Source organism: Asticcacaulis sp. DW145 (assembly GCF_037101385.1).
GTDB classification, from domain to species: domain Bacteria; phylum Pseudomonadota; class Alphaproteobacteria; order Caulobacterales; family Caulobacteraceae; genus Asticcacaulis; species Asticcacaulis currens.
The window spans coordinates 393,769-418,914 of the sequence record NZ_AP029025.1; the positions used below are offsets into that span (position 1 = coordinate 393,769).

The following is a 25,146-nucleotide window of genomic DNA, read 5'->3' on the forward strand; positions in this document are numbered from 1 at the left end:
AATTGTAGCCGCGCTTCGAGGGGCAAAACGATCTAGTCAAGCAAATCTTTTTACAGAGTTTCGCGAGCCTCTCTGCGAGCGGGCCGGGCGGCAGTTCCGAGGCTCGCGTTCGCGGCTCAATCGTTGGCGATGGCTGAAGTCTGCGCATGCCGCCGTCCAAGCCTAGCAATCAAACAACAGCGGAGTGGCAGTGTGTGCCGCGGAACGGTCATTAAATTTCGACCCGGGAAAAATGTGGATAGATGCGGTAAAATTTCTTGAAGATTGCGATCGGATCTTCGCCCATGTCGGATTTGGGTAAGGAAAAGGCTAATTTAGCTTCGATATCTTCGGTCGATTCCATGGTCAGACGCTCTAGGGTCGAAAGCGCCGGCAGATCTAGGCGATGCGGGGCTTCGGGCGGAGCATAGAATTTCCATCCCGTAACCAATGGCTCGACTACGGTATCCCCATCGGCGCATACTACGAGGGCCGCCGTGACCATCGCTTGACCGTCTTTGTAATGCGTCGCTAAGGACCACACTATGCGCCGGTCGAGGAAATTCAGGGCTTCCTTTTCGACCGCAAGTTTGAGAACGCGCAGCAGACTCATTCCATAGTTCTTCTGGGTCATGCCCTCCGGCGACAAGCCGCTGGGAAAAAGTTGCCCCAACCGGTCCTTGAATCGTGCCAGACGCCACTCTTGTACCGTCGGTTTTTGTCCCCGATCGCCCGAAGCTACGTCGCCGATTTCGACGGAAACATCACCCGCAGACGGTTTCCCTAGCGACTCCGGATTCGCATTAAGGGTGATCCGTAGCACGCTTCCAATCGGAGCGACCCCGATCGTCTGCGCGAAACGTTCAATCTGCGAAGTTACCTCTCTGGGTTCGGTATAGTCGAACCAAACGATCGCAGGCGCTTCAAAATCGAGCCCGTCTAAATAATCTTCGAGGCTATTGTGAACGCATTCGATCGACGCTACCGGCCTATTGAAAAGCGGCCGCTTGTGGACTTCTTCTTCGGTCTCGACGCAGGTCATTCGTTCCAGGCCGAGCCTGGCGTGGACCAACCTGAAGTCTTCAAGGAAAGGGCCGCCTAGGCCGACATAATGATACTTCTCAAGCGATAGCGCCGGCGCCAATCTCATCAGCAACGAAAGGAAAAGCTCCCGGTCGACGGCTTTGTTGGGCCTTAACCTGTAAGGGAGGGAGGAACCAGCACTCATATCTCAGCCTCCCTGCTTCTTGGCCTTGCCGAGCGCCAGCTCGAAGCATTTGTCGCCCACGATTCCCGGCTTCTCGTCGTCGACGTCGAATAGCATCTTGGAAACGAGGCGTAGTTCTTCTACGGGACGTGAAAATACGACCTTACGAGACGAAGGGGTTTTGCCGGGTGGCTCAGGCAGCACCTTAGCTTTCTGAGGATTGAACTCGATCTGGACGTCGGTCTTTTTCACGTCCTTGCGCTCGGACACCGCCGCTATCACCTTGCCCAGCGAAAGTGGCTTGGCATCTTCCCAAGCATGAGACTGATCCGAGCGGGGATGGTTTTTCCATTGGTTCGTATAGGAGATCCATATTCGCATACCCTCCTTCATCTTTACGAGGGATTCGAGCCATACGTTCGAGGACGTGTCGAGCGCACGCTTCGTCGTAGTGACGGGCAGCTTATCGGCGAGCTTGGAACGAAACTCGATGATTCCGGTGATAATGGCGAACTGCGGATGGTACATGGGAATACCGTCACCCCATCCAGTAAGGCGACTCTTGTCGCCCACGATGACCGCTCGATCGTTACAAAGGACCGTCCAGCCGGCGGTCGCAGATGAGCGGTCTCGTTCGAACCCCGTGTCGTCGCCATCGTCGTTGTCCAAGGTCCGCCCGGTGTTCAAGCCAACTGTAATCGAAACGAGCACGTCGTCGATGGTCTTTTGAAAGACGAACGGAGCCGGCCCAGTGGAACTTTGGGAAACCAACACCTCGACGAAAACCGGCTCCACCGGCTTATCGTTGAGATCTACCTTCAATCCCTCTTGCAGGAACATCGTGAAATGTTCCGAGATGGCCGTGCGAACTTCATTCTCGAAAGATTCGTTTGCGAAGTGTCTCGATACGCCCGGGTAAAGATCGTCGACACGGATGATCGTACCCGGCTCGGGGAGCTTTTCATCTGCTTCCGTAGGCTCGTTGATCGGTAGGGGATCCCAACCTTTGGCTTCGAGCCAAGCTGAAGTAATCGGCACCTCGAAGGTATCGTCGGCATGGCGCGTTCGTACCTTCGCCTCACGGCCCATCTTGAAAATGGCGCGTTTCATTCCGACACCGTACATGCCGATAGTCTCGGTATCAGAGTCACGCTCGTCGTCCGAGTCCCGGCCCATTTTGAACGCGTAATCCATTGCGACCCTACGCGGTATGCCCCCGCAATTATCTTCAATCGAGAAATGGTCGGTGGCGAGCTCAATCTTGACGAAATGCCGCGAGTAATCGACGCGGTCGCCGCCGGCTAGGCGTAGCGCCCCGTCTATGCAGTTGTCGAGGAGGTCGAGGATTGCGTCCGCGAGATTGATGTCACGCGTCAACATCGACACAAAGAACCGCTTTGTCGGACTTGCCTGCGCGGTGTCCGCTGTAGGTTTCGTCATTGAACGCCCCCTTATCCTGTTCAATTGTTTTCAATCAGCCCTTGGGGCAGAATGTAATCGCCCAAAACATATTTATGTTACCTCAGGCTTTAGTCAAAGGGTTTTGCAATTTCTAGTCCTCGTTAGTCACCTTTCGCTTCACAGTTAGACATGGAAGTTGAATTTTTTCCAACAGGCCGGTCGACCGTGAGGCCGGAATGGGTTCTGAGCCACATCGCAAAATGGTGGGCCGTGAAAATCAGCTGTCTCGAGGGTGGATCACGATGCTGTACGTCCCTTTGAAGGCCGTCTGCTCAATGCTCGTGCCCTCGGTATCGATTCGAAAAATCTTCGTGGAAGCAGGCAGGCCTTTCTGAAAATTGGCCCTTAGAAATGCTTCGGTAGGTCCTTGAGGTGGTGATCGCCAAATAGTGGCGACCTGTTGTATGCGCGTCCCTGCGAATTTGTGTCGAGGCTCGAAACCCTGTAGTTCTTTATACTTCTTCAGAACGTCTTTCGTCATGTAATAAAACGCCTGAGCGCGATAGTCCTTGGCCACTGAGTCATTCGCAAGCGCCGCGTACAACTCAGCTAAGCGTTCGATTTTCTCTCCGCCTTGCTGGTCCATGGGCATTTCCATGCCGGGGCGGCCATTGAACCCTTCGTGCGCTTCTTTATGGCACTCGTCGCAAAGCGTTATCCCGTTGCCCGGTAAGAATCTAGCTTCTGGGAGATAGATCTTTCTGCATATGTGATGGGCCGAGATCTTGTTCGCTGAATCGCACACCAGGCATTTGAAGTGATCTCGTGCCCTGATGAATTCGCTCCACCGCCGGAGACATGTCTGTTCCGACCTTTGCTTGGCAATTGCATGGAACAGCCTCAACCAGCTACGGGCAACGAATTCTAACGTAATGCCGTACTTCACTCGCGGCGCCTTGTTCGTGTAAAACAGAGGACATTTGATGTTCTCGCGTCTGGATACCAAGTTTGCCTCGTCCTGCCCACCTGTTTATCAAGCAAGATTTGGGGAGATAAAACGTTTAATTCGATGACAGTGGCGGCGGCGAGCGAACTAATCGTGGAGTCGTTGCCTCACAGCGACCTCGACCTATTGTTCGAGAGTTGGGAAATCAAGCACTTGGTGCAAGGCAGCTCAAAATCCGCCCGTGCCGCTGCCTTGACTAAGGAATCGCGCGACGGCAGTCAGGTCGTTTACACCACGCAGGGTCATATGCCATTAAACAGAGCTCTGGTTGAAAGGCCGCCGAGCGAACCTATAAAGAAAGATTGGATGCCGCCTTTCAACGGCTCATAGCAGGATTGCGATTTGATGGGTTTGAAATCGTAGAAAACGACGTTGAGGCGCCGTCCAGAATAGCGAACCATCTTTAGAGCATCACGAAGGTAACGATAGTTCGTGAGCTTCGGAAAATATATCCATCAGATGTGCCGGGCCTCGACTTTTGCGAGGCTGAAAGCGAAGCCATACTACTTTTAGAGCGCTTCGGATTCACCCAGAGTATTGGACATCTGCGCCAAGCCATCGCCAATTTTTCCAGTGGTGCGTGGGCCAGCTCTAACGGAGCCCTTCGAACCTTTTTCGGAAGTTACCTCCAACAGATGGCTTTAAGCCTTGGGTTTTCAGGGCGGCTGGACACCGCTGCCGAGGTGCGGCGTTTTCTCGGGCACTACAGTCCGCCGATATCGGCCGAAGCCTATTATGAATGGCACTCTCACACGAACAAGCCCCAATTTTTTCAAGGTTTGTGGTCGCGAATGCACCCTCATGGTAGCCATCAGGGACCATCGGAAGAACATGGTTGCACTTTCCGCCTCCATATTGGCCTCATAACGGCCCGCCTCCTACTACGCCGCTATCCTTGCCGTATTTGAAAGGCCGTCAGCAGCACCAGCCCAAAGCGTATCCGTCTCGGAAGCGTCCGGTTATGGGATAGTTCGGCATCCCTCGAATGTCCTCAACGGGCGCCACGGGTTCCTCACCAAACTTAAGAATGCCGCGCTTTTGACAATGGTCGGGCTTTCGGAAAGAGCTTCATACTGAGCCAGTTGATTCAATATGTGCGCAAGACGCAGCACCTTACAAAGAGGGATGCCATGGCAGGGGCTGTACGGATCCTTGCGCTTTCCCACCGCATCCAGAAGGGAGAGTGCCTGGGCACAAAGGCGACTTTCCACAGGGGTAATTAACTCTTGCCGGGGGGCAACTTTTGCGCGAAAAAAATTCTTGCAGCTTGCTCGTCGCGTGTTATCTTTTATCGAAGTAGTTTTAGTTTTCGCTCTGACCAACAGCTGATAACTGCCTGTTGTTGATGCGTTGAGCGTTCCTAAGCGAGCAAAATAAAAAAACAATGTATTAACCAGGCTGAATTGACATATCGCGGGGGCGGTGTCAGATGAATTCTACATTTCTTTGCGCGTTGCCATGGATATTTTTAGGCGCCGCTCTGTTTGGGCCTCTATTCTGGCTTCTATGCTGGCGGCGCCGGGTGCCGCGGATCGAATGCCCTCCGGGCCTGGGCATCCTGGGGTTGACCGATCGGTGCCGGCGAGCTCTTGGCGATTGTGCGCGGCCCGGGAAACTGCGTTGTATGGAGCCTCGCGACATTGCCAGGCTCTTGCACAGGTTCGAGGGATGGGAAGATGAGGTTCTCCCTGTCGAGCTTTGCTACAGCACCTGGCCACAGCAGGCGGATTTCATCTGCCAAGGCAACTACAAGTATCTGCTCACTTACCAAAACGATATGATGAAGGCGCCGTGGGCCGAACGATACGCAGCGAATCCACCCAAGCGGCGACCTCCTGAAAAGCTTCCCCGCGCGGTCTGGGGCGCGCTTTGCTTGTTTGGGCTTCTGCTGCTGCTTGCGCTTATTACCCACCTCGCGGCACAAGAAAACCATTGGTGCGAGGTGCCTGTCGATTGTCCCAAGTGTGTGAGCGCTGAGCCGATAGTGAAGCCAACGAAAGATCCTCAAGTTGTGATGATAGACCTTTCTACTGACGCCTATTTTGATTTCGGTGAAGCAGAGCTCACCGGCATTCACAAGAATAGATTGAGCAATACATTCACTGAGCTTTTCAAACCTTTCGAAGGTATCACTATTACATCCGTGGGAGCTTACACAGACCCTGTCGGAGGAGCGGAGGACAATCGTGTTCTGGCCCGAAATCGTGCCAATTTCATCAAGCAGACCCTTGGAGACGTCATGCAGTCCGGCCGGACTGGCCAGTTTGCCGAGGCGAATGTGGCCGAAACCGTGCTGATCAAGGATACCGGAGTGGCGGACGATCCATCCGATAAGGTTCTCTGGGACTATTGCTTTAAAAAGTTTCAGTCGGAGCCACCTTTGAGGTACCGGCCGCTGGTCACGCTGATGCTCAGCAAGAATAAGGACAGCCTGCCGTGCAGCACATGGTCCGAGAAAGGCTATCCTGCCTGCGCCCGGTTCGATGACGGTCTGCCCGCCGACACGCGGATCTATCTGGCAAAAGCTGAGAATTTCCGGCGGCTTACAACCTGTCTGGCGCCGATGCGGCGCGCCGTAATCGTCTTCCGGTTCAAGACTTACAAGCCGGACCTCAGCAAAGACCGTTCAGTGACGGGAGCACAGTGATGGGGCAGAACAAGGTCATTTCGGGCCGGTTGCAGATTATCTCCAGCGGAAAGGCGGATACCGGTACGCAGTTTGAAAAGTTGTGCAGCAAGCTGTTGGAACGGTACCAGACCCCCCAGACGGCAGGGGGCGGTGAGAGCCGCTTGGAGCTCAGCGTGGTGCTGTCGTTTCTTGAGCGCGAGACCGACTCCGTAAGTTCCCTGGTGGCCATCAAACTTGGGAGCCTGTTCGAACGGTTGCTTGAAGCCGCGGCTAACATACCGGGCCCCGTAGGTACGGTTGCCGGGATCGTGCACGCCCTGAAAGCCTTGATCGAAAAAGAGAAGACATCGGAAGAGATCAAGGCGGTCCGCAAGCTCAGCGAGAAGGCAGAGATACTGGGATGGGATCATATAGAAAAATTTATCGGGTCGATAGGAAGCGACAGGTTTGCGGCGCTCAAGCTGGACAAGCTGACACGAACCGAGTGGGAGGAGTTCCTGAGAGTCCTGAAAGCCGGGCCTGGGTCTTCGGAAGATGCCGCTGCGGACGGACAGGCAAATGAGGACGGAGGAAAGCCCGCAGATCCGGCGGACGGAACGAACGGCGCCACCGCCGCGCCGGGTGATGGCGCTACTCTGACGACAGACCCGAAGGGCAGCGGTGTAAGGGCCAGGGTGAAGCCGTTTGAGCTTACCCAGCTTGTGGGCTGGCTTGGCCCCAAGGAGGCCGTAACGAACTCAGAGGACGAAAAGGAAATTTATCCGTTTTTGGTTACCGGCCGAACACGATACCCCTGCGACACAGTAGAATACGCGCCTTGGGCACGGCTCGATGTCTTCGGCCCAAATGGTGCCCAACTGCTTACCCACTACGTGGATGTAGCGACGCTGGCCCTGTGGCTGGACGACGACAATGCCGACAGAGTCACCATCGAGGAACCCATCGCGGTAACGCCTTCCCGCGAACTCCTGACGGTGCTGAAAGACAGGGAGAACTGGGACGAACCGCAGGTGAATGTCACGGTTCGTGGCAAGCTGTGGCGTTCGGACGGCCAGCCATTCGGTTCGCGGGCGATCGTGGTGTACGCGCCGCCACGCTGGTCACGGGTCATGGATCCCTGTTGCCTGCCGGATGATTTTCGTCCCGAGGACTATGAATGCTGCGGCGACGATACTGTCCCGGAGGTCCTGCAGGCGCCCGTCGCCCTCGCCATGGTGCGTACCGACGAGACCGGAGAGTTCGAGTTTACGCATAGTGAAGGTCGGGTATTGGGCCCCCATGCCCTGCTGCAGGTCAGCGGCGTTGCCATGCCAGTTGCAGTGCGGCTGTACAGGGCTGACCCAAATGACGCGTCAGCCCAATACAGCTTCCCTGAGCCCCTGCTCCTCGAGATCGAGCGCGACCTGATAATCGACGATACCGCGAACGCCGGGGCGGTCGACTGGCTTGCCAAGGAAACCGACTCCTGCGGTTGCGACTCCGGGCCCCGTTTCGACGATCCGAGCCGCGTGCTTGAGGAGTTCAAACTGGATGTCGTGCTGCGGACGACCGACCCATTGGTCACGCGTACTCCGTTGAACAATTCCCGGCGGATCAAAATTGAAGGTCTCACTCCAGCCGAAGACGACGAAGAAGAGTGCAAAGACGACAATATGTCCCCCAGGGATTGGTTGTCCCGGCGAATGTCTGCCGACGACCAGTTGTCTTCCCAGATGCGCAACGGCATCAACCGCTATTTTCGCACGCCCTTATCGCGTGATGAAACGGTCGAGTGGGATGAAAGGCCGTTGCTGACACAGGCTGTGACCATTTCACACGGCAGAATTCTCACAATCAAGCAGGTCTGGCGCGCGGACGGATACTCGCTTGGAGACCTGCGCTACTCGCTGCCATTGGCGCCTCTTCAAAAGAAGAATATCGCCGTCGTAGACTGGGATCGCCGGGATTCCCTGTTCAGTGAAACGTCGCAGGAGAATCGCGAGCAACTTTACAACTTCGCTGGCCGTGAGCGGGACATCTCTGAAATTGCCAATTCGGCGCTCAGCGAAACCATCCGCGCCCGTTCGGATTCCGGTGGCGGATCGAGGAGCGGCGGCTTTGGCATCTCGCTGGGAGGGTTTGGCTTCGGCGGCGCGTCCGGCGGGTCTTCCAGCGCCTGGTCGAGCTCGAAGCAGGACTCGAACCGGACCTTGTCCGCCAGCTTCATGAATCAATTGCGTGATCAGACCGTGCGGGCCGCAAATTCGTTGCGCGCGCAGCGTGTCACCACTGTTCAACAGGTCGATCAGTCGGAGTCGTCCCGCGTGGTCACCGAGACCATCGCGAACCGGAACGCATGTCATGCGATCACCATTCAATATTTCGAGGTGTTGCGGCATTTCCGCGTCGACTACGAACTGGCCGCGGTCCAGGAATGCCTGTTCATTCCACTGCCGTTCAAGGTATTTGACGTCAACACAGCTTACCGTTGGCGTACCGCGCTAGAGATGTATGTGCCGAGTGCGCCGTTGCGCGACGGTCTGGCGGCCATAGAACGGCTGAGCGACGACCAGTATCCGATAGGGGGGCTGGGGGGCGAAGAGCTGACAGGCCTATCCGGCAGTCTCGAACTGGTTCTTGATTTGCCTTATCCCGCGACCGATATCGCCCAGGCTGGAAATTACTGGGAATTTTTCGGCGTAAAGTTCAAGAGCCACGCGCCTCTTCCGCATCTGTTCCAGACGCTGAAGGGAATGGCCGCCGATCAACGCGGCGCCTTTTATGCGAGCAGCGTCGCACCGGTGATCGCACGGAAGCTGGTTGCCGCCCTGGTCTTCAAGGCGAACGATCCGGGCGGCACTGGCTTACCAGTGAAAGGGGTTCTGGCTTCCAAATACCGGCCTGGTCTAGCTCATCGCGTGCTTATCCAGGAAGCTTCCACATCTGCGATCGCGAGTTGCCACATTACCCGTGAATCCCTGAAGGGGATCAGCGTCTCCAGCTCCGTCGCGGTTGACGATCTTAAATCGATTGTCGTCAGTGACGCCGACCTTACGCTTACGACCAATCGCCTGACTACGCGTGTGCGGCCCCTGTTGAACGAAAGTGACGTTCTGGGGGCTGAGGGGACACATGTGCTTCTCGGCACGCCCCTGCAGGCGCAAGAGCAGCGTGATCCAAAGGCTGAAGACCTGGCGAGCGCGAAAAGACTCATCGCACATCTCAACGAGCATTCGGAATATTATCACAAGGCCATTTGGTGGACGATGGATTCAGATCGGCGCTTTGCCCTCCTGGACGGGTTCATCGCGCCGCATTCCGGAGGCAGGAGTGTCGCCTCTGTTGTGGAGAATCGTCTTGTCGCCATTATTGGCAACTCGATTGTCATGCCGGTCGCACCGGGCATCCGCCTTGACCATTTTTCAGATCAACTCAAGTCTGATACAACCGGGCAAGGCAGCGATAAAACCGGGGAAGACGGCGGTAAAACCCAGAAAGATGCGAAGAAGCAGGCTTATAGCAATGACGATGACCCTTTGCTGGCCCTCTATCGCCCGACCACGCCGATCCCGCCAACCCTTATCGCTGTACCGACCAAGGGTGTGTTCGCGGAAGCGGTGATGGGTAACTGCAACAGTTGCGAAAAGATCGACAATACGCGCAACTGGAAGTTCTGGGAACATCCGCTGCCAGACCAGCCAACGGAAATAGCGCCGATTGTTGTCGGAACGCCGCAACCCCAGGCGCCGGTCAGCCAGACGGCTAAAGACATGGCTCCGACGGTGGTAAACCAGGTCGCCACGAGCATTCCCGCAGCGCCGGATCCGACAGGCCTTGCCACAATCCTGGCCGCAATTCAGAACGGAGCGACTTTCCGGGACGGCACTGGGCTGGTCGGGACACAACAAAACGCCAGGGAGGCACTGGGTCAGAGCTTCGCCACCACCACACGGTTCGGGGAACTGGGCGCGGCACTTTCGGAAAAGCAATTGGACATGGCCATGGAGGCCATGAAGATGGTCTTCACGGCCTACACTGGCGTTCCTCTTCCGAGCACATCGGATTCCGCTTCCAGCATAAAAGACTCCATCGGCAAGGATGCGGCCGCCGGCCGTATCACGAAGGAGCAGGCGCAGAGCGCCTTTGCCAAGGTCAATGACGTTCTGGCAGATTCCCTGGGACCGAAGGCCGCCCAGTCGATTCTGCAGAGCCCGGAAATCGCTTCCGCCATTGGAACGGCTGCCGAACGTGGCGCCGAACTGACCGTTTCGAAGGGCGATGCACGGGTCGATATCGGGAAAAGCGACAGACCATCGCCTGGCGGTGCCGGCACTCGTCCCAGCAGAACATTTATCGATAACTTGGGGAACCTGCTCACAGGGCGAGGAACTGATTCCAGCTCAAATGGCGACAAAAGCCGCCTGGGCATGTTAAGAATAGAAATCGTAACAGCAATACGTGACGTTGGTGGGGCAATCCAGGTCGGCGAAAAGTCGCGCCACGTCATGATCCTGGACTGTCAGAGCCGAACATTCACGCCTATGGAGCCAACAACAGGCTACACCAAGTTGATGGGCAGGAAACTGGAGGCTGTGCGCAACAGATTTCTTGCAACGCTAGACGAAGCCATTGATCCCGATGTGTTTACCATATCGGCACTCGGGCAGACGGCAACGGGCGTCAGAGTTCTCCCGGATATAGATTACCGGTTACGCATCACCATTCATGCACGGAAGCGGCAGGTTCGCATTACCGGCGCCCATGACGGCTTCCCCAGTTACTCGGTGCTCGTCAACGGCAAGGCTGTGTATGACTTCGAACAGAACCTGTTCATAGAATCATACACAGATCTCCTCGGCACCAGCGACGTCGTGGTGGACAAAACTGCATCGCTGTAATTTCTGCTTTTCAGATCGACCCCGATTTCATCATCCCTATTTCGCGCGGTAAAGGGCTTGGCCCAAGCTGCCTCTCATTTGCTCGTCACTGCAGATGAATCACAGTCGACCGTAACAGTTAAGGCCGGAGGAATGATGTCCGCTTCCGGGTAGACGCTGTGAAACGGCTACAGTCGTGGTGTCATCTCCGCATAGGGCGCATACGCGGCTGGTTTATGAGGCAGTCATACCCAGGTTACGCAAAGACTGGAAATAAAGTGATTGAAGGTGTGGAGACGGATTTGTGACAGGACGCCATCGCCTGACACGCCGCTCGTGGCGTGGGCTAGGGGAAAAACATGACACCTGTCACGAACCGAAACTACCGCACGTCAGTCTCTCTGGCAGCCGTCGCATTGGCTGCCGCACTCGTCTGCGCTGCGCCCGCCTTTGCGCAGGCGCCTAAGTACAAACTCGACATTCCTTCAGAGAGTGCCGCCAAGGCCCTGAACGATTTTGCTGAGCAGGCCGGGCTGCAGATCCTGTTTCCTTATGAGGCCGCCGATGTAGGGCGTGTGCCAGCGATCAAGGGCGAATATACGCGCGAAGACGCCCTGAAACTGATCCTGGCCGGCACAAATCTTGAGGTGGCCCGGCAGGATGAGAAGACCATTTCGCTTCGGGTGGTGAAAAACTCAGCGGCCGCGGCGGCTGACGAAGCGGTCGAGGTCATCGTGACCGGCACCCACATTCGCGGGGCCAATCCCACTTCGCCCGTTCGGACCCTAACCCGCAAGGACATCGATAATTCCGGGTACGGTCAGATCGGCGATCTGATCCGCTCACTGCCCGAGAACTTCTCCGGCGGACAGAACCCTGGTATCATCGGCACCGGCGCCGGTGGGCCCGATCAGGTGAATCATTCCAACGCCTCGACCGTCAACCTGCGCGGTCTCGGCACCGATGCCTCCCTTGTTCTCGTCAACGGCCACCGTCTGGCCTACGACACCTATTTCCAGGCCTCGGACATCTCCGGTATCCCACTATTGGCAATCCAGCGCGTAGATGTGGTGCCCGATGGCGCCTCCGCCCTTTATGGCTCCGATGCCGTGGCGGGTGTCGTCAACTTCATCCTGCGTAAAAACTATTCCGGCACCACCACAAGCCTGCGTCTCGGCGGGACCACGCAAGGCGGTGGGGCCGAACGGACCTATTCCGTCCTCTCCGGCTGGGCAGGTGACCGGGGCTATCTCCTCGCCAATCTCGAGCGCTCCGAACAGGAAGCCATCACCTTTGGTCAGCGAAACCTCGCGGGTACGCCGACAACCACCCTGCAGCGCCCCCAGGATCGCAACTCCCTCTATCTGTCCGGGGGCCTCTTCGCCGGAGCGCGTACCGAAATCACCCTCGATGCACTCGTCAGCGAACGCACCGCCCTTGCGAAACTGTCCCAGTTCGTTGGCTATCCGGCCTATGTTTCTCGCGCACGTACACCCGCCCATTCTGTCGCGCTGGCGCTTGAGACAGAATTGGGCTCGTCCTGGCAACTGCGCGTAGCCGCCCTCAATGCGTCGAGCCGCTTTATCTCCGACGGCAAATACGAAACGGCGGCGACCTTCTTCCGCACAAACTATCGCTCTCGGAGCGAAGGGCTTGAGGCCACCTTAAACGGACGGGCCTTTACGCTGCCGACCGGCGACGTCAAGGTGGCCCTGGGCGGTGGCTATCGCAAAGAACGCTTCCGAAATCTCGACCCCAACGATGTGGCGTACTTCAACAAGACGCGTGACGTACGCTTCATATTTGGGGAAGCGCTGGTGCCCCTTGTGGCTGCCAACCCTGATCGGCCCGGCCTTCAGGCGCTGGAACTGAACGTCTCAGCACGCAACGAACACTATAGCGACTTCGGCGCGACCAGCACCCCCAAGATCGGACTGCGCTATGTGCCTATGGCTGATCTCACCCTGCGTGCCTCCTGGGGCAAGTCCTTCAAAGCCCCGTCCTTTTTGCAGACCTATCAGGCTCGCCAGGTTTACTACGTCAATCTGCCCTTTGTCGGTGGCACCGGTGCCCAACAGGCGCTGGTCTCGCTCGGAGGCAACTACGATCTGACCCCTGAGCGCTCCACCTCGAAGACCGTCGGTATCGATTACCAGACGTCTCGCTTCAATCGCTTGCGGCTCGGGCTGAACGCCTTCTCGATCGATTACACTGATCGGGTGGTTTTGCCGATTGCCGTCTATAGCCAGTCTCTGTCGTCGCCCCTCTATGCGCCATTTGTGCAGTATAACCCCACCCTGAGCGAGGTTCAGGCGCTGGTCGGATCAGCGGTTACCTTCCTCAACTATGCCCGCGTGACCTATGACCCGTCGACGGTCCGCGCGATCGTGCGCAATCAATACACAAACGCCACCTCCCAAACGGCCGAGGGCGTTGATGTCTCCTATGGGCAGACCTTCGACACAGACATCGGCGAGATCGGCACCTTCGCCAACGTCTCCCATATTGAGGTACGCCAGCAAACCCTGCCCACTACCCCCGAAACGGTGATTTCGGGGCTGATCTTCCGCGCGCCCGAGGTCAAGGGCAGGGCAGGCCTTACCTGGCAAAGCAATGGATGGTCGGCAAACGCCACCGCCAACTACGTCTCCGGGAGTACCGATGTGGGGGTGACCCCCGCCCAACCCATCGGGTCGTGGACGACGCTTGATGCGCAACTGGCCTACACCTTCCCATCGCGCTCAGACTATCTGCGCGGCACCCGGATCGCCCTGTCGGCCATCAATCTGCTGGACCGGCGCCCGCCCTATGCGGCCAGCCCCAGTCGGGACTTTCCGGGGGTCGATTTTGATAGCACCAACGCCTCAATCATCGGACGCTCGATCAGCCTGACCGTTGTGAAGGCGTGGTGAGCGATGAGGTCGTCTAAATTCTGGTGTCCCGGCGCGATCAGCGTCGGGGCACTGCTGGCGGCATTGGGTTGCCTCCCGCCCGTCGCGTTCGCGGCGGCGCAGGAGGCGCCCCCTGTCACCGCCGACGTTCTGGTCCGTCTGGTGGACATCGGCACGATGAGCGCCAGTGAATCCACACCGCTCCTCAGCCTCTCGCCGGATGGTCGCTATATCGCGTTTCAGGTCCGGCAAGCCGATCCCGTAGCGAACCGCTACACGTTTCGCATGGTCATCAAAGCGATCGACGCCGCCGCAGACCCCATCGTCGTCGATGTCGGCGGTGAGTATCTCTTCTGGACGATACCCAGTTGGGGGTATGCCCGAAACGCACCGTCAGGCGCAAATCTCACCATCCAGCCGCGGTGGTCGCCCTCGGGCACGCATCTGGCCTATCTGCGTCAGGACCAGGGGCGCGTGCGTGTCTGGCGCGCAGGCATCAAAGGGGAGGGGGCAACGCCTGTCATTGAGGAGACCTATGACATCGAGGACGTGCAATGGCTGGACGACACTAGGCTCGTCTATGCGGGTCGACCGGGCTTCGTCGAGGCTGAGGCCGACATCGAACGTGAAGGGCGACAGGGCTGGGTGTTTGATGGGCGGTTTCACCCCCTAACGGGGTCGCGGCCGCGTGTCCTGGAGCCGATCCCGGTCGTCTATCAGGTGATGGACCTGCAGGCCGGTACGCGCCGCGCCGCTACCCCTGAAGAGGTTGCCAAGCTTTCCGAGAAGCCAGACCCCCTGCGTGCGGTGGTCGGTCGCACAGCGTTCAGTGTCGGCAGAATCGATCCTGAGAACATCAACGCGCCGACCACACTCACGGCGCAACGCAGGGATGCTGAGCCCGTGCGTTGCGTCGAAGAGGCCTGCCAGAACATTACCCGGATATGGGGGGATGCGACCGGCAATAGTCTTTATTTTCTCCGTCGCGAAGGCTGGGCCAATAATGAGATGGCACTTTACCGCATGCCCGCTGACGGGCTCAAACCGGTCCGGATTTGGCACTCGACCGGCCTCCTTCAGGGCTGTGAGCGTCAGTCAACGCACCTGATCTGCGCACAGGAGGCCGCCCTTCAGCCCCGCCGTTTGGTAAACCTCGATCTGACCTCCGGCCAGATGTCGCCGCTCTATGACCCCAACCCCGACTGGGTGCGTTATCGCCTGCCAAAGGTCGAACGTCTGACGATCAAAAATCGCAACGGGATTGAGGTGTTCAGTGATCTGGTCCTGCCGCCCGATTATAAGCCCGGCACCCGGTTGCCCCTCGTGATCGTGCAATACAGCTCACGGGGTTTTTTGCGGGGCGGAACCGGCGACGAGAACCCGATCCTGCCGCTCGCCACAGCGGGGTTTGCCGTCCTGAGCTTCCATAGTCCTCGCAGCGAGGCCTCGTCTCAGCGATTTACCTCGCCCATCGCTCAGTCCAAGGCTGACTATACCGACTGGCGCAGCCGCTGGAACATCCTGCACACTTTGGAAGACCTGATCGATGAGCTGGATAAGCGTGGCCTGATCGATCCCGCGCGCGTCGGTCTGACCGGCTTGAGTGACGGGGCCACAACCGTGCACTTCGGACTGATCAACAGTGATCGCTTTGCCGCAGCCGTCACGAGTAGCTGTTGCACCGACAGCTTCACGGCTTCGGTCATGAACGGGCCGCGTCTCTCCAAAGCCCTGCAAGCCTACGGTATAGAGACCGATCAGGCCGATGACGGGCCCTTTTGGCGCTCAACGTCCTTTGTCGTCAATGCCGATCGCATCCATACGCCGTTGCTGATCCAGTCCGCGGATGAGGAGTATCTGGGCGCGCTCCCGGGTGTCGCCGCCCTGACCCGGGCCGGGAAACCCGTCGAACTGATCGTTTACCCGAACGAACATCATGTCAAATGGCAGCCGGCGCATCGAAACGCCGTCTACAAACGGACCATAGACTGGTTTCGCTTCTGGTTGATGGATCAAACCGATCCGTCACCCGAAAAGGCCGCGCAGTACGCGCGTTGGCGAGACCTGCGCGCCCTTAAAGACAGATCCCCAAGCCCCACTCCGGCGCCTTAGGGCGGGTGGCTAGGGTGGCCCCGCCCGGGAGTCGGGCGGGGTCTCATTTCTGGGGGTGTCCTCCTGGCGCGGGGGCTTTGTCGTATGCCCAACGCTTTGCCAATGGGTGATCCAAGCCTCAGCTTCGCTCAATCCCAGAAGCAGAATATGATCCGGTGCCGTCATCACGTGCGCCGGTGTAAGCACGCGATCAACTGCCTCCACGTCGATCGGACCGGCCCGCGCCAGATGGCCGTCGCGCAAGAGCGCTCGTAAACGCGCCCGGTTGCGTTCCACAATCTCAAACGCGAACACATTCGGGGTGCCTTTGGAGGTGCGGTGGATGACCGCCTCGGGCAGATCGGCTTCAAAAGCCCGTCGCGCGACCGAGCGATCCCGGCCGCCCTCGCACCACCGCCAGGTCGGTATCCCCAGACACAACTCGACGAGCGGCTGCGACAAGAGCGGATTAATGTCTGGTGGCCAGTGCCTTGGGAAACCATCGATCGTACCCTGGATGCGGGTGAGGTGCGCGATGTGCGCGGCCTTGCCCGGCAGGGCCTGCGACGGGGCCTCCAGCCACGGGTGATAAAGCGTGTCGCCGATCTCGTCGATTGCCGCCTTCGACAAAAAGCCAGCTACGCCGCGCCAGTCGTACCTCGGTGAGGCCCGCAGCTGGCGTCTCGCCGCGTGGCGCAGGGCCTCGCCATAGCTGCATCCGGTCAGACGGCAGATATCCGTCAAAGTCGCCCACAGATCCGACCAGTGTCCCCGTGCCCGAAAGCGATCGACCAGCGGTGAGGCAGAGCGCAGATGGCAAAACACATTGTCCCCTCCCACGCCCGAAAAATAAGCGTCAACGCCAAACTGTTGCGATGCCGCCCATTTCAGGCGATTGGCGCTTTGTGCGAACGGGTACTGGGAAGGCCGGGGCAGATGTGCAGAGGTGGATCGCTCGATATCTATGTCCGCGAAGCTATGGACCTCCTCCTGCAGAGCAAGTCCTTGCGAGCTGGCGGCCAGCCTCGCATAGGTGCGTTCATCGCCATCAGGATCAGCCGTCGACAAGGTGACGCAGGTCGTGTGGGTTGGGCTTCGCCCCAAGGCGCAGGCGAGTATCGAGGAGTCCAGACCGCCGGAGAGGGACAGCCAGACGTGCTGAAACCGGCTCGCCCAACCGGAAACACAGCCCTCAAGTGTGTGTTTGAGGTCTTCGGCCAGCTGATCTCGCGGCCGGTCATCGACGTGCAGGGCATGCGCCCACGGGGACCAGAGGTCGGTAATCTGACGTTCAGGCAAGCGCAGACACTGACCGGCCAGCAGGTCGCGTACGCCGACCAACGCCGTTCGTGGCGAGCGCAGGTCCGCGGCAAACAGGTGCCTCGCCAGACCCGTGTAATCGATCTGGGGGGCAAGGCCGCTTATAGACACAAGAATATCAATATCAGATGCCAGCCAGACCGCATGGGGGGTAGCAAAAAAAAGGCAGGGGAGGGCGCCTGACGGGTCACGGAGAACCTCAATTCGGGTGTCCCCGCGCAGGCTCAGCAGGGCGATATAGCCACCCCAGTAGTCATCAAACAGGTCTCTGCCCGCCGAGGCGAGAATCCGTTCGGAGGAGGACTGGGTGAGGGTCTCCACCACTTGCGTGGGCGTCGCCCGCTCAAAAAGGGTGCCCAAGATCACCCCCGCCTGGTCTTGGTGCTGAAAGACAATGGCTGGGGCATTCGCCCAGACGGCCAGTCTGTTTGTGTGGAACTGGAGACTCAGGTCAGGGGCCACAAAGGCTGGTGGACGCTCTGTGAAGGGGTTGGGGTCCGTATAGACAACGGCGATGTACCGGAAGGCCATGTCAGATCACCGCGATGGGCGTGAATGGGCGAACATTGTCAAGCACATCACTGAGAAGCATCTCACCTCGCTGCACCCAGGCATGGGCCGCGAAGGGCCGCAGACGCACGCCGATCACGAGATCCGTTTCATAGCCGTGCGAAAGCAAAAAATGGCATAGCGCCAGAGAGGTCGGCAGACATTTGTCACTCATGGAGAGCAGATGCCGCGTACCCAGAAAGCCATGTATTAGTGTCGGGGAGGGGGCACCTCTTGGGGCCAGCGTGCGATGTGCGCAGCGCCGCTTGCGGCTGGCGAGCCCGGACAGATTCAGGTTAAGCGGCAGCAGTCGAAGGGCCAGGGTCACGGCCATTCGTGTCGAAAAGACGCTCAGTCCGCAAGTGACCGCCACCGGTAGGTCGATCGCAGGCACGGTTCGCGTCGGGAGGCTGTAATGGATAGGTGGGGGTGACAGACCCGGTTGAGCCCGGGGCCGCATCACGCGGGCCTCCACGAGCGCCGCGAGTTCGGCCTCATCTGCGGCAGACAGCACGTCGCCAGCCACGAGCCGCGAGAGGGCGTCAGCGCTGGCCGGTGTAGAGGCAAAATAGCGGTTGTGTGTCTGGTCGAAAAAAACAACGCGACCATCGACAAAGCAATAGCTGAGGCCGGTGGCCAGATCGTAGCCCATCTGTCAGTCCAGTCGTCTCTGTAGGGAAGCCGTTCTCGCAACGTCGTTGATATTTGGGGCCGGTGCGACGGAGCGAACGGCTAAGGTCGTTGGGTTCGCTTGCGAGACGGCCTTGTGTGTTTGCGGGTCAGGCATTGGCGCGTGTCGCCGGGACACGCGCCCGAGGGTCAGTCCGCCAAAGGCGCATGCTGATCCCAATACTGGCCGCTAACGCTATCGAGGCCTACCATAGGTGTCGGCCCCTTCGTCTGTGTCGTGGCCCGACCGAGGTCGGCCAGAGACGTGCGTACCGCTTTGCGGCGAAAGACTGTAAGCATACCAAGTCTCCTGAGTTTGCGCCCGAAGGCTCAGCGTGGATGTGAGATCCCATCGCGGCGAAGCCGGGGGTCGGTGTCGCTGACAATGGGAAGGAGAAGAGGGCGCGCGCCGTGGGAGCGCGCACCCGAAGCTTAGTCTGCCGACAGACCGAGCTGGTCGCGGAACTGGCCAGACACGCTGTCGAGCGCCTGGATTTGCGTCAGACCCTTGGTCTGGCGGGTAGCCTTGCCGAGATCGATCAGTCCCACGCGGCGGGTGGCGATGGTCGTACGCTTGGTCATCATACACTCCTGTAGGTTTGAGGTTGGAAAAGCCATGCGGTGCATGGCCCCTTCAGCCTACGCCCGTGAGGCGAGTGTTCTGGCGGGGATACTTCCGGGATACCCCGAATGTTCAGTGGGTGACGGCGGTGTGCGCTCTGCGCTATTGGGGGCGGCCGCGATAGGCGTCGGCCACAATATCCGACAGTCTCGACAGGCGTCGTTGGTAGTAGCGTTTCAATCGTCGGCGCAGCGCGTCGGTATTGGGCTCTTTCAGGGCCTCAAGCAGACTGTTGAGTTCCGCCTCGACGTCAAAGGCTTGGGACGGAGAGCTGCGGCGGATGGCCCCCAGATGCGCCGACACATTGGCAAGTGCGGTCCGATACACTCTATTGCCGCTGCCTTCAGCGATCAGTCTGAGAACCGCTTCGATGCTGTCTTCGGTTGCGGTAGCGAGCGCAAGATCCGGCGGTGGCGCGGAGGGTATGGCCCCGTCACGTAACGCCAGCAGCACAATGTCCTGCTCCCAGTTATAGAGTTCCCGCAACGACTGAACCGTCACCCTCGGCCGGTAAAACCCGTCATGGGCCTGCGCCGCCAGAAGGCCCTCGCCAACGAGCCGGTTCAATATATTGCGGATCGGCGATTTGCTGACATGGTACTGCTCACACAAGGCCTTGATATTGATCCGCTCGCCCGGCAGGACACGCCCGGACAGAAGCTCTCGCTTCACCTCCAGATAGAGTGTCTCAACAACCGAGTCCTGCGTGGGCATACGCCCGCTCCCTTCATAAGCTGTGAGCTGAAAAACCTTATGCGGATAACCAGTGCCCGTCCTTAGAGCGTGGCTGAGCTTAGGGCATTTGAGTTGTGGTTGCGCGCCAAGGTAGTGGAAATGCGCTCTGTCATCAATATGTCATAGAGCGGCCTCAACGGCCCTTTACCGTTACTGAGGCCGGTTGATCAGCTTCACAAGCTCTGGGACCAGCGCCTTTCGCCGCTCAAAATAGGCCTGAAGCAGGGTTTGGAGCCGCTCTATGTCCCGATCCGCCCAGGCTTTGGCTAAAGCCTCCAGCTCCTGCGCCCGGTCCGGTATCAGCGCCGCCTCATAGGGCCGGACCTGCCGCATGATCTCGTTCATCCGCGCCATCTGACCCGATAGCCACGGATTTTCCATGCCGTTCACCACCTCACTGAACAGCCGCTCTGTCGCCACCGTCACCTCCGCCTCCTCGTGGAGGGAGCCGCGTGGGGACTGGGGCGGGACATCGGTCATGGGCGCGCGCTTAAGATGGGATCGGCTTGAGACTGACACGAACGGGTGAAGGTTTCAACCCAGAGCCGTAAGACTATTAGGTATCCTCTGGGTCTGTGGAGGAGGGCTAAGGGCTCCGCCCTCGCGCCGGTCAAGAACCCTTCTGGCGGTCTCCCCGTCTTCCTCCGGTCATCTGAGCCCTTGGGCGAAGAGGTCACGTCCGTGCAGCCGGGGGATACCCCTCCGCCAGAACGGCCTTGACCTCTGCTACCCCGGTCTCGGCGACGGCCAGGGTTTCAGCGCGGCGTTGTGCCCGCTGAAACCCAAGCCTAGAAAGGAACAGATCATGTCTAAACCGGCCCTCAAATCCGCCTCTGGCCTCGTAGCGCCCGGCGTCGCCCACACCCTGATCCCCTTGGATCGCCTCCTCAAATCCCTGGACAATGCCCGCAAGACCCCGCACAGCGCTGCCGCTCTCGCTGCCCTTCGCGCCAGTATTGCCGCCAAGGGGCTCCTGCAAAACCTGATCGTCAGGCCCGAGCGTGGCGAGGACGGCGTTGAAACCGGCTTCTATTACGTCACCGCGGGCGAAGGGCGCAGGCTCGCTCAGATCGCCCGCGCCAAAGATGCCGAAATCCCCCGTGACACCCTGATCCCCTGCGTCATCCGTGACACCGACGACGCCCACGAGGTCAGTCTCGATGAAAACGTCACCCGCGAGGCCATGACCCCCGCCGATCAGTACGAAGCCTTCCGCGCCCTGAACATCGATCGGGGCATGGACGCGGCCGATATCGCCGCCCGCTTCGGCGTCTCTGAACACGTCGTCAAGCAGCGCCTGCGCCTTGGCGCGGTCTCGCCCGTTCTCCTGCAGGCCCTCCGAGATGAAAAACTCACCCTGACGCAACTGATGGCCTATACCGTCAATGCCGACCATGCCCGTCAGGAAGCCGTTTTTGACCGCCTTAAGGGCAGTTACGCCGATCCTTACCATATCCGCCGCCTCCTCACCGAAGGACAGGTCCCCTCACAGGATCGCCGTGCCCGCTTTATCGGCGCAGACGCCTACGAAGCCGCAGGCGGCCTCATCGCCCGCGACCTCTTTACCGAAGAAGGCGGCGGCTATTTCACCGATGCAGGCCTGCTCGACCAGCTGGTCCTCGACCGCTTAACGGCATTGGCCACCGAAACCCAGACCGCCGAGGGCTGGAAATGGGCCGCCGCCGCCCTCGACTACCCCTATGCGCACGGTTGGGGGCGCGTCTATCCGCAAACCGTGCCCCTGTCACCGGAGGCCGCAGAGCAGATTGAAACGAAGCAACAGGCCCTCGAAGACCTGCTAGCCCCGTTTGAGGGGGCCGACGAACTGCCCGACGAGATCGATCAGGCCGCAGGCGTCCTCGAAGCCGAAATCGCCGCCCTTGAGACCCCGCAGGACGTCTATGATCCGGAAGACATCGCCCGCGGCGGTGTCTTCGTCACCCTGTTGAGCGACGGCGGCGCGGCCATTCATCGGGGGCTGATCCGCCCCGAGGACGCGCGGCCCGAACCCGAGACCCCCGAGACGGAAGTCGAAGACCTCGGCGCTTACCCGGACGATGCGCCGGAAGACGGGGAAGGCGAAGAGGAGGCCGAAGGGGCTGGCCTGCACACCGAGGATACCGAAGACGCCTCCGAAACCGTGTCCCTGTCCGATCTTCTGTTGCGGGACCTGACCACCCACTGGACGTTGGCGCTGCGCTATACACTGGCCGAACAGCCGGAACTCGCCGCCCGCTATCTCGTTCATAAGCTGGCGCTCGATACCTTCTATCGTCAGCGCAGCGTCACCTGTCTCGATATCACCGCGCGCAGCGCGTCGATTGAAAGCTTCGCCGAAGGCTTAGACGACAGCCCGACCGCCGCCGCGCTCGCCGCTCGTCACGAAGCATGGGCGGCGGGCCTGCCCGACAACCCCGCCGATCTGTGGCCCCATCTTCTGACGCTCAACGCCGAAACGCTCGGCTCATTGATGGCCCATTGTACGGCCCTGACGGTCTTTGCCGTGCGGCAGGCCTATATGCCTGCGGCCCCCTATGTGGCCTCGCTCATGATGGCGCGTGATCTGCGGCTGAACATGACCGACCACTGGACCCCCACGGCGCGCAGCTATTTCAGCCGCGTGACCAAGGGGCAAATCCTAGCAGCGGTGCGTGAAGCCGTAGGGGATGAGGCGGCCAGTCGCCTCCACAGGCTGAAAAAACCGGAAATGGCCGAAGCCGCCGAACAACTCGTGCTGGGCACGGGCTGGCTGCCCGCTTGCCTGCGCACACCCGCACCACCTGAAGAGACGGCGCAGGCGCCACTGGCCTTGCCGCTGTCGGAGCCAACGCCTGACCTGCCCGAAGCGGCGGAGTAGGGGAGATCGGGGCCGCGTCAGCGGTCCCGGTTTTGATTTGTGCCCGTCACAGAGGGGAGCGGGGTGTCCCGTCTGAGGCGGGCCGACGCAAGGGCGACCGCGACGATGGAGGTCTGAACGCAACCGGACCTTGGGCGCGCAACGGGCTCCGGGGGCTTTTTTCCGCCGCGCTTCGCGCTTTGCATCGCGAGGCAAAAAAGCGCCCCGCCGCCCGTCCTTCGGCCCTGCGGGTGCGCGCGGTCCGGCCCCGTTCGCAGCGACCCCATCGCGGTCGCGATTGGCGCGGCCTCGACCTCAGAAAGGAACACCCCTATGTCCATCATCGGCACGTTTGTAAAATCTGACACCGGCTTTACCGGCACCATCAAGACCGTCTCGCTGAACTTCAAAGCCAGGCTCGTTGAAACCGAAGGCGGCTCCGAAAACGCCCCCGACTACCGCGTCTATAGCGGTGCCGCCGAAGTCGGCGCCGGCTGGAAACGCACCGCCGAAAACAGCCGCGCCTACATCTCGATCAAGCTCGATGATCCCTCCTTCCCGCATCCGATCTATGCGAGCCTGTTTGAAGGCGAAGACCCCGACACCTTCAACCTCCTCTGGTCGCGTCCGCGCAGCCAGTAGCTGACCCCAATCGGTCTCAATCGGCCTCGCCGCACACGCGGCGGGGCCTTTTTTGTGCTGTCAAAGATAAGGAAGGAGGGAGCGGCCCCGGTCCCGGGAGCCGCTCGGGTCACCGGAATCGAGGGGGGGGGGATGAGCCCGGTGACAGGGATGACGCTAACGGAAGGCGGGCGCTGTTACCACACACAAGGGCGTGAGGGCGCTGTTTAGGAAAAGAGCTAAGGGCTCCGCCCTCGCGCCGGTCAAGGGGGTGTCCCTTCGGTCCCGATGGCAGCGGTCTCCCCAACCTTCCTTGGCTTCGCCTGCGTGCAGGTTGGGTGATCCCCCACCGCCGCCATCGCCCCTGACCGTTGCGACCCCGCTCTCGCCGAGGGGCAGGGTTTCAGCGCGGTAAAGGCGCTGCAACCCAAGCCCAAAGGAGATTTTTCCATGATGAATGATACCCCCAGTGAAGCCCCCGTCACCCAAGCCTTCAAGGTCAATCCCTATCGCGGCACCGTCAATAGCCGCGTCTCCGGTCAGTGGTTTTCACGGCCTGAGGATCAGCGGTTTCTCAGTCTCGATGACCTCTTTGCCCATACTCGCCAGCGCCGCGACACCGCCCATGTGCGCACTGTCGCCTCAGACGCCGTGCGCGTTATCGCCGAGCGCGATGACGTTGAGAGCCTGCGGTTGGTCTGCCCCGGACGTGACACCCCGACAGCCCCCACCCACTGGTCATTTGGGCAGTTGTGCGGGCTGGTCGGCGCACCATCCGGCTATCTGCGTCAGCTTCCCGCTCCTCTGGCCGCCATCAACTTGCAGCATGGTCTGTTGAACCACCGCGCCGAACTGATCAAAACGCTTGAGACCGACACGGGCGGACTTGAATTGCGGGCCGTCACTGGCCCCGACTATGGTCGCATCTGGGATTATGAACTGGTGCAGGCCGTGCAAAAGATCGCCGGAAATGGTCTGGGCGATACGCGCTGGAAGGTCCCCGGCGTGCTGGACTGGGGCACGATGACCCACAATCCGTTTGTCGATGTGACGAAGGAAACCACGACGCTTTACGCCTCAGATCGTGACGTGTTTTTGTTCCTCGTCGACGACACCCACCCCATCGAAGCCGGGCGTCTGCCCAATGGCGAGCCCGATCTATATTTCCGGGGCTTTTATGCGTGGAATTCCGAAGTGGGCTCAAAAACGCTCGGGATTGCCTCGTTTTATCTGCGCGCCGTGTGCCAGAACCGCAATCTCTGGGGTGTCGAAAACTTTCAGGAAATCAGCATTCGCCACAGCAAAAATGCCGCCAGCCGCTTTGCCTGGGAGGCCGCCCCGGCGCTCACGGAGTTTGCCAATTCCTCGCCCGCAGCCTTTATTGAAGGCATCAGGGCCGCGCGCGAAACCGTGGTCGCCAAAACCGATGAAGACCGCGAAGACTTCCTGAAAAAGCGCGGCTTCTCCAAACCCGAAACCGCCAAAATCATTGAAACCGTGCTCAATGAAGAGGGCAAAAAGCCCGAAAGTGTCTTCGATTTTGTGCAAGGCCTGACCGCTCTGGCGCGATCAAAACCGCATCAGGACGCCCGTCTGGACCTCGAAACCAAGGCCCGAAAACTGATGGCCGCGGTCCTCTGACGCGCCCCCGCCGCGCGGTCTTTCAGGCCGCGCGGTCCCTCTCTTTTGGCCGGGTCCCGCGGGTGTCGGAGGCCGCGGCTCGCCATGCCTGCG

General features: G+C 59.6%; 15 protein-coding genes. 7 read left to right on the top strand and 8 right to left on the bottom strand.

Annotation, left to right across the window (positions count from 1 at the left end; all coding sequences use genetic code 11):
* Positions 1–211 precede the first annotated feature (211 nt).
* The 3 genes from AACH73_RS13035 to AACH73_RS13045 form a co-directional block, all read right to left on the bottom strand.
* On the bottom strand, positions 212–1,207 hold the full coding sequence (locus tag AACH73_RS13035; protein WP_338736201.1) for an O-methyltransferase: 996 nt from the start codon (positions 1,205–1,207) through the stop codon (positions 212–214).
* Positions 1,208–1,210: 3 nt separating this feature from the next.
* Positions 1,211–2,626, bottom strand: a complete 1,416-nt coding sequence (locus AACH73_RS13040; RefSeq protein WP_338736202.1) for an ATP-binding protein — start codon at positions 2,624–2,626, stop codon at positions 1,211–1,213.
* Between the two features lie 238 nt (positions 2,627–2,864).
* Positions 2,865–3,233, bottom strand: coding sequence for a hypothetical protein (locus AACH73_RS13045; RefSeq protein ID WP_338736203.1), 369 nt, complete (start codon positions 3,231–3,233; stop codon positions 2,865–2,867).
* A gap of 1,984 nt (positions 3,234–5,217) precedes the next feature.
* On the opposite strand from AACH73_RS13045, the gene AACH73_RS13050 reads away from it, so the two are divergent.
* From AACH73_RS13050 to AACH73_RS13065, 4 genes are all read left to right on the top strand, one after another.
* Complete coding sequence (locus tag AACH73_RS13050; protein WP_338736204.1) at positions 5,218–6,240, top strand: hypothetical protein; 1,023 nt, start codon at positions 5,218–5,220, stop codon at positions 6,238–6,240.
* Positions 6,240–11,099, top strand: coding sequence for a hypothetical protein (locus AACH73_RS13055; protein WP_338736205.1), 4,860 nt, complete (start codon positions 6,240–6,242; stop codon positions 11,097–11,099). The genes AACH73_RS13050 and AACH73_RS13055 overlap by 1 nt, the downstream gene beginning before the upstream one ends.
* A gap of 338 nt (positions 11,100–11,437) precedes the next feature.
* A complete protein-coding gene (locus AACH73_RS13060) occupies positions 11,438–13,990 on the top strand; it encodes a TonB-dependent receptor (protein WP_338736206.1) in 2,553 nt (850 codons plus the stop codon).
* Positions 13,991–13,993: 3 nt separating this feature from the next.
* On the top strand, positions 13,994–16,081 hold the full coding sequence (locus tag AACH73_RS13065; RefSeq protein WP_338736207.1) for an Atxe2 family lasso peptide isopeptidase: 2,088 nt from the start codon (positions 13,994–13,996) through the stop codon (positions 16,079–16,081).
* A 9-nt stretch (positions 16,082–16,090) separates the two neighbouring features.
* Here AACH73_RS13065 and AACH73_RS13070 read toward each other — a convergent pair whose 3' ends face one another.
* The 5 genes from AACH73_RS13070 to AACH73_RS13090 all read right to left on the bottom strand — a co-directional run bounded on the left by AACH73_RS13070 (position 16,091) and on the right by AACH73_RS13090 (position 20,435).
* A complete protein-coding gene (locus AACH73_RS13070) occupies positions 16,091–17,911 on the bottom strand; it encodes an asparagine synthase-related protein (protein ID WP_338736208.1) in 1,821 nt (606 codons plus the stop codon).
* 1 nt (position 17,912) lies between these two features.
* Positions 17,913–18,581 carry a lasso peptide biosynthesis B2 protein gene (locus AACH73_RS13075; protein ID WP_338736209.1) on the bottom strand — a complete coding sequence of 223 codons (669 nt, stop codon included), beginning with the start codon at positions 18,579–18,581 and terminating at the stop codon, positions 17,913–17,915.
* 449 nt (positions 18,582–19,030) lie between these two features.
* Positions 19,031–19,183, bottom strand: coding sequence for a hypothetical protein (locus tag AACH73_RS13080; RefSeq protein ID WP_338736363.1), 153 nt, complete (start codon positions 19,181–19,183; stop codon positions 19,031–19,033).
* Positions 19,184–19,322: 139 nt separating this feature from the next.
* Positions 19,323–19,934 carry a GntR family transcriptional regulator gene (locus tag AACH73_RS13085; RefSeq protein ID WP_338736210.1) on the bottom strand — a complete coding sequence of 204 codons (612 nt, stop codon included), beginning with the start codon at positions 19,932–19,934 and terminating at the stop codon, positions 19,323–19,325.
* Between the two features lie 171 nt (positions 19,935–20,105).
* The gene (locus tag AACH73_RS13090) at positions 20,106–20,435 is read right to left on the bottom strand and encodes a hypothetical protein (RefSeq protein ID WP_338736211.1); all 330 of its coding nucleotides are present in this window, start codon (positions 20,433–20,435) and stop codon (positions 20,106–20,108) included.
* Between the two features lie 325 nt (positions 20,436–20,760).
* Here AACH73_RS13090 and AACH73_RS13095 point away from each other — a divergent pair, with 325 nt between their 5' ends.
* The 3 genes from AACH73_RS13095 (at position 20,761) to AACH73_RS13105 (ending at position 25,053) form a co-directional block, all read left to right on the top strand.
* Positions 20,761–22,812 carry a ParB/RepB/Spo0J family partition protein gene (locus tag AACH73_RS13095; protein WP_338736212.1) on the top strand — a complete coding sequence of 684 codons (2,052 nt, stop codon included), beginning with the start codon at positions 20,761–20,763 and terminating at the stop codon, positions 22,810–22,812.
* 312 nt (positions 22,813–23,124) lie between these two features.
* On the top strand, positions 23,125–23,433 hold the full coding sequence (locus AACH73_RS13100) for a DUF736 domain-containing protein (RefSeq protein ID WP_013479928.1): 309 nt from the start codon (positions 23,125–23,127) through the stop codon (positions 23,431–23,433).
* A gap of 429 nt (positions 23,434–23,862) precedes the next feature.
* Positions 23,863–25,053 (top strand): DUF932 domain-containing protein, encoded by a 1,191-nt coding sequence (locus AACH73_RS13105; RefSeq protein ID WP_338736213.1) that lies wholly within the window; start codon positions 23,863–23,865, stop codon positions 25,051–25,053.
* Positions 25,054–25,146 lie beyond the last annotated feature (93 nt).

What these genes read in the sequence shown, in the direction of transcription:
- AACH73_RS13035 (WP_338736201.1), bottom strand. Translation starts at nt 1,207, where the DNA reads ATGAGTGCTGGTTCCTCCCTCCCTTACAGGTTAAGGCCCAACAAAGCC.
- AACH73_RS13040 (WP_338736202.1), bottom strand. Translation starts at nt 2,626, where the DNA reads ATGACGAAACCTACAGCGGACACCGCGCAGGCAAGTCCGACAAAGCGG.
- AACH73_RS13045 (WP_338736203.1), bottom strand. Translation starts at nt 3,233, where the DNA reads ATGGACCAGCAAGGCGGAGAGAAAATCGAACGCTTAGCTGAGTTGTAC.
- AACH73_RS13050 (WP_338736204.1), top strand. Translation starts at nt 5,218, where the DNA reads ATGGAGCCTCGCGACATTGCCAGGCTCTTGCACAGGTTCGAGGGATGG.
- AACH73_RS13055 (WP_338736205.1), top strand. Translation starts at nt 6,240, where the DNA reads ATGGGGCAGAACAAGGTCATTTCGGGCCGGTTGCAGATTATCTCCAGC.
- AACH73_RS13060 (WP_338736206.1), top strand. Translation starts at nt 11,438, where the DNA reads ATGACACCTGTCACGAACCGAAACTACCGCACGTCAGTCTCTCTGGCA.
- AACH73_RS13065 (WP_338736207.1), top strand. Translation starts at nt 13,994, where the DNA reads ATGAGGTCGTCTAAATTCTGGTGTCCCGGCGCGATCAGCGTCGGGGCA.
- AACH73_RS13070 (WP_338736208.1), bottom strand. Translation starts at nt 17,911, where the DNA reads ATGGCCTTCCGGTACATCGCCGTTGTCTATACGGACCCCAACCCCTTC.
- AACH73_RS13075 (WP_338736209.1), bottom strand. Translation starts at nt 18,581, where the DNA reads ATGGGCTACGATCTGGCCACCGGCCTCAGCTATTGCTTTGTCGATGGT.
- AACH73_RS13080 (WP_338736363.1), bottom strand. Translation starts at nt 19,183, where the DNA reads ATGATGACCAAGCGTACGACCATCGCCACCCGCCGCGTGGGACTGATC.
- AACH73_RS13085 (WP_338736210.1), bottom strand. Translation starts at nt 19,934, where the DNA reads ATGCCCACGCAGGACTCGGTTGTTGAGACACTCTATCTGGAGGTGAAG.
- AACH73_RS13090 (WP_338736211.1), bottom strand. Translation starts at nt 20,435, where the DNA reads ATGACCGATGTCCCGCCCCAGTCCCCACGCGGCTCCCTCCACGAGGAG.
- AACH73_RS13095 (WP_338736212.1), top strand. Translation starts at nt 20,761, where the DNA reads ATGTCTAAACCGGCCCTCAAATCCGCCTCTGGCCTCGTAGCGCCCGGC.
- AACH73_RS13100 (WP_013479928.1), top strand. Translation starts at nt 23,125, where the DNA reads ATGTCCATCATCGGCACGTTTGTAAAATCTGACACCGGCTTTACCGGC.
- AACH73_RS13105 (WP_338736213.1), top strand. Translation starts at nt 23,863, where the DNA reads ATGATGAATGATACCCCCAGTGAAGCCCCCGTCACCCAAGCCTTCAAG.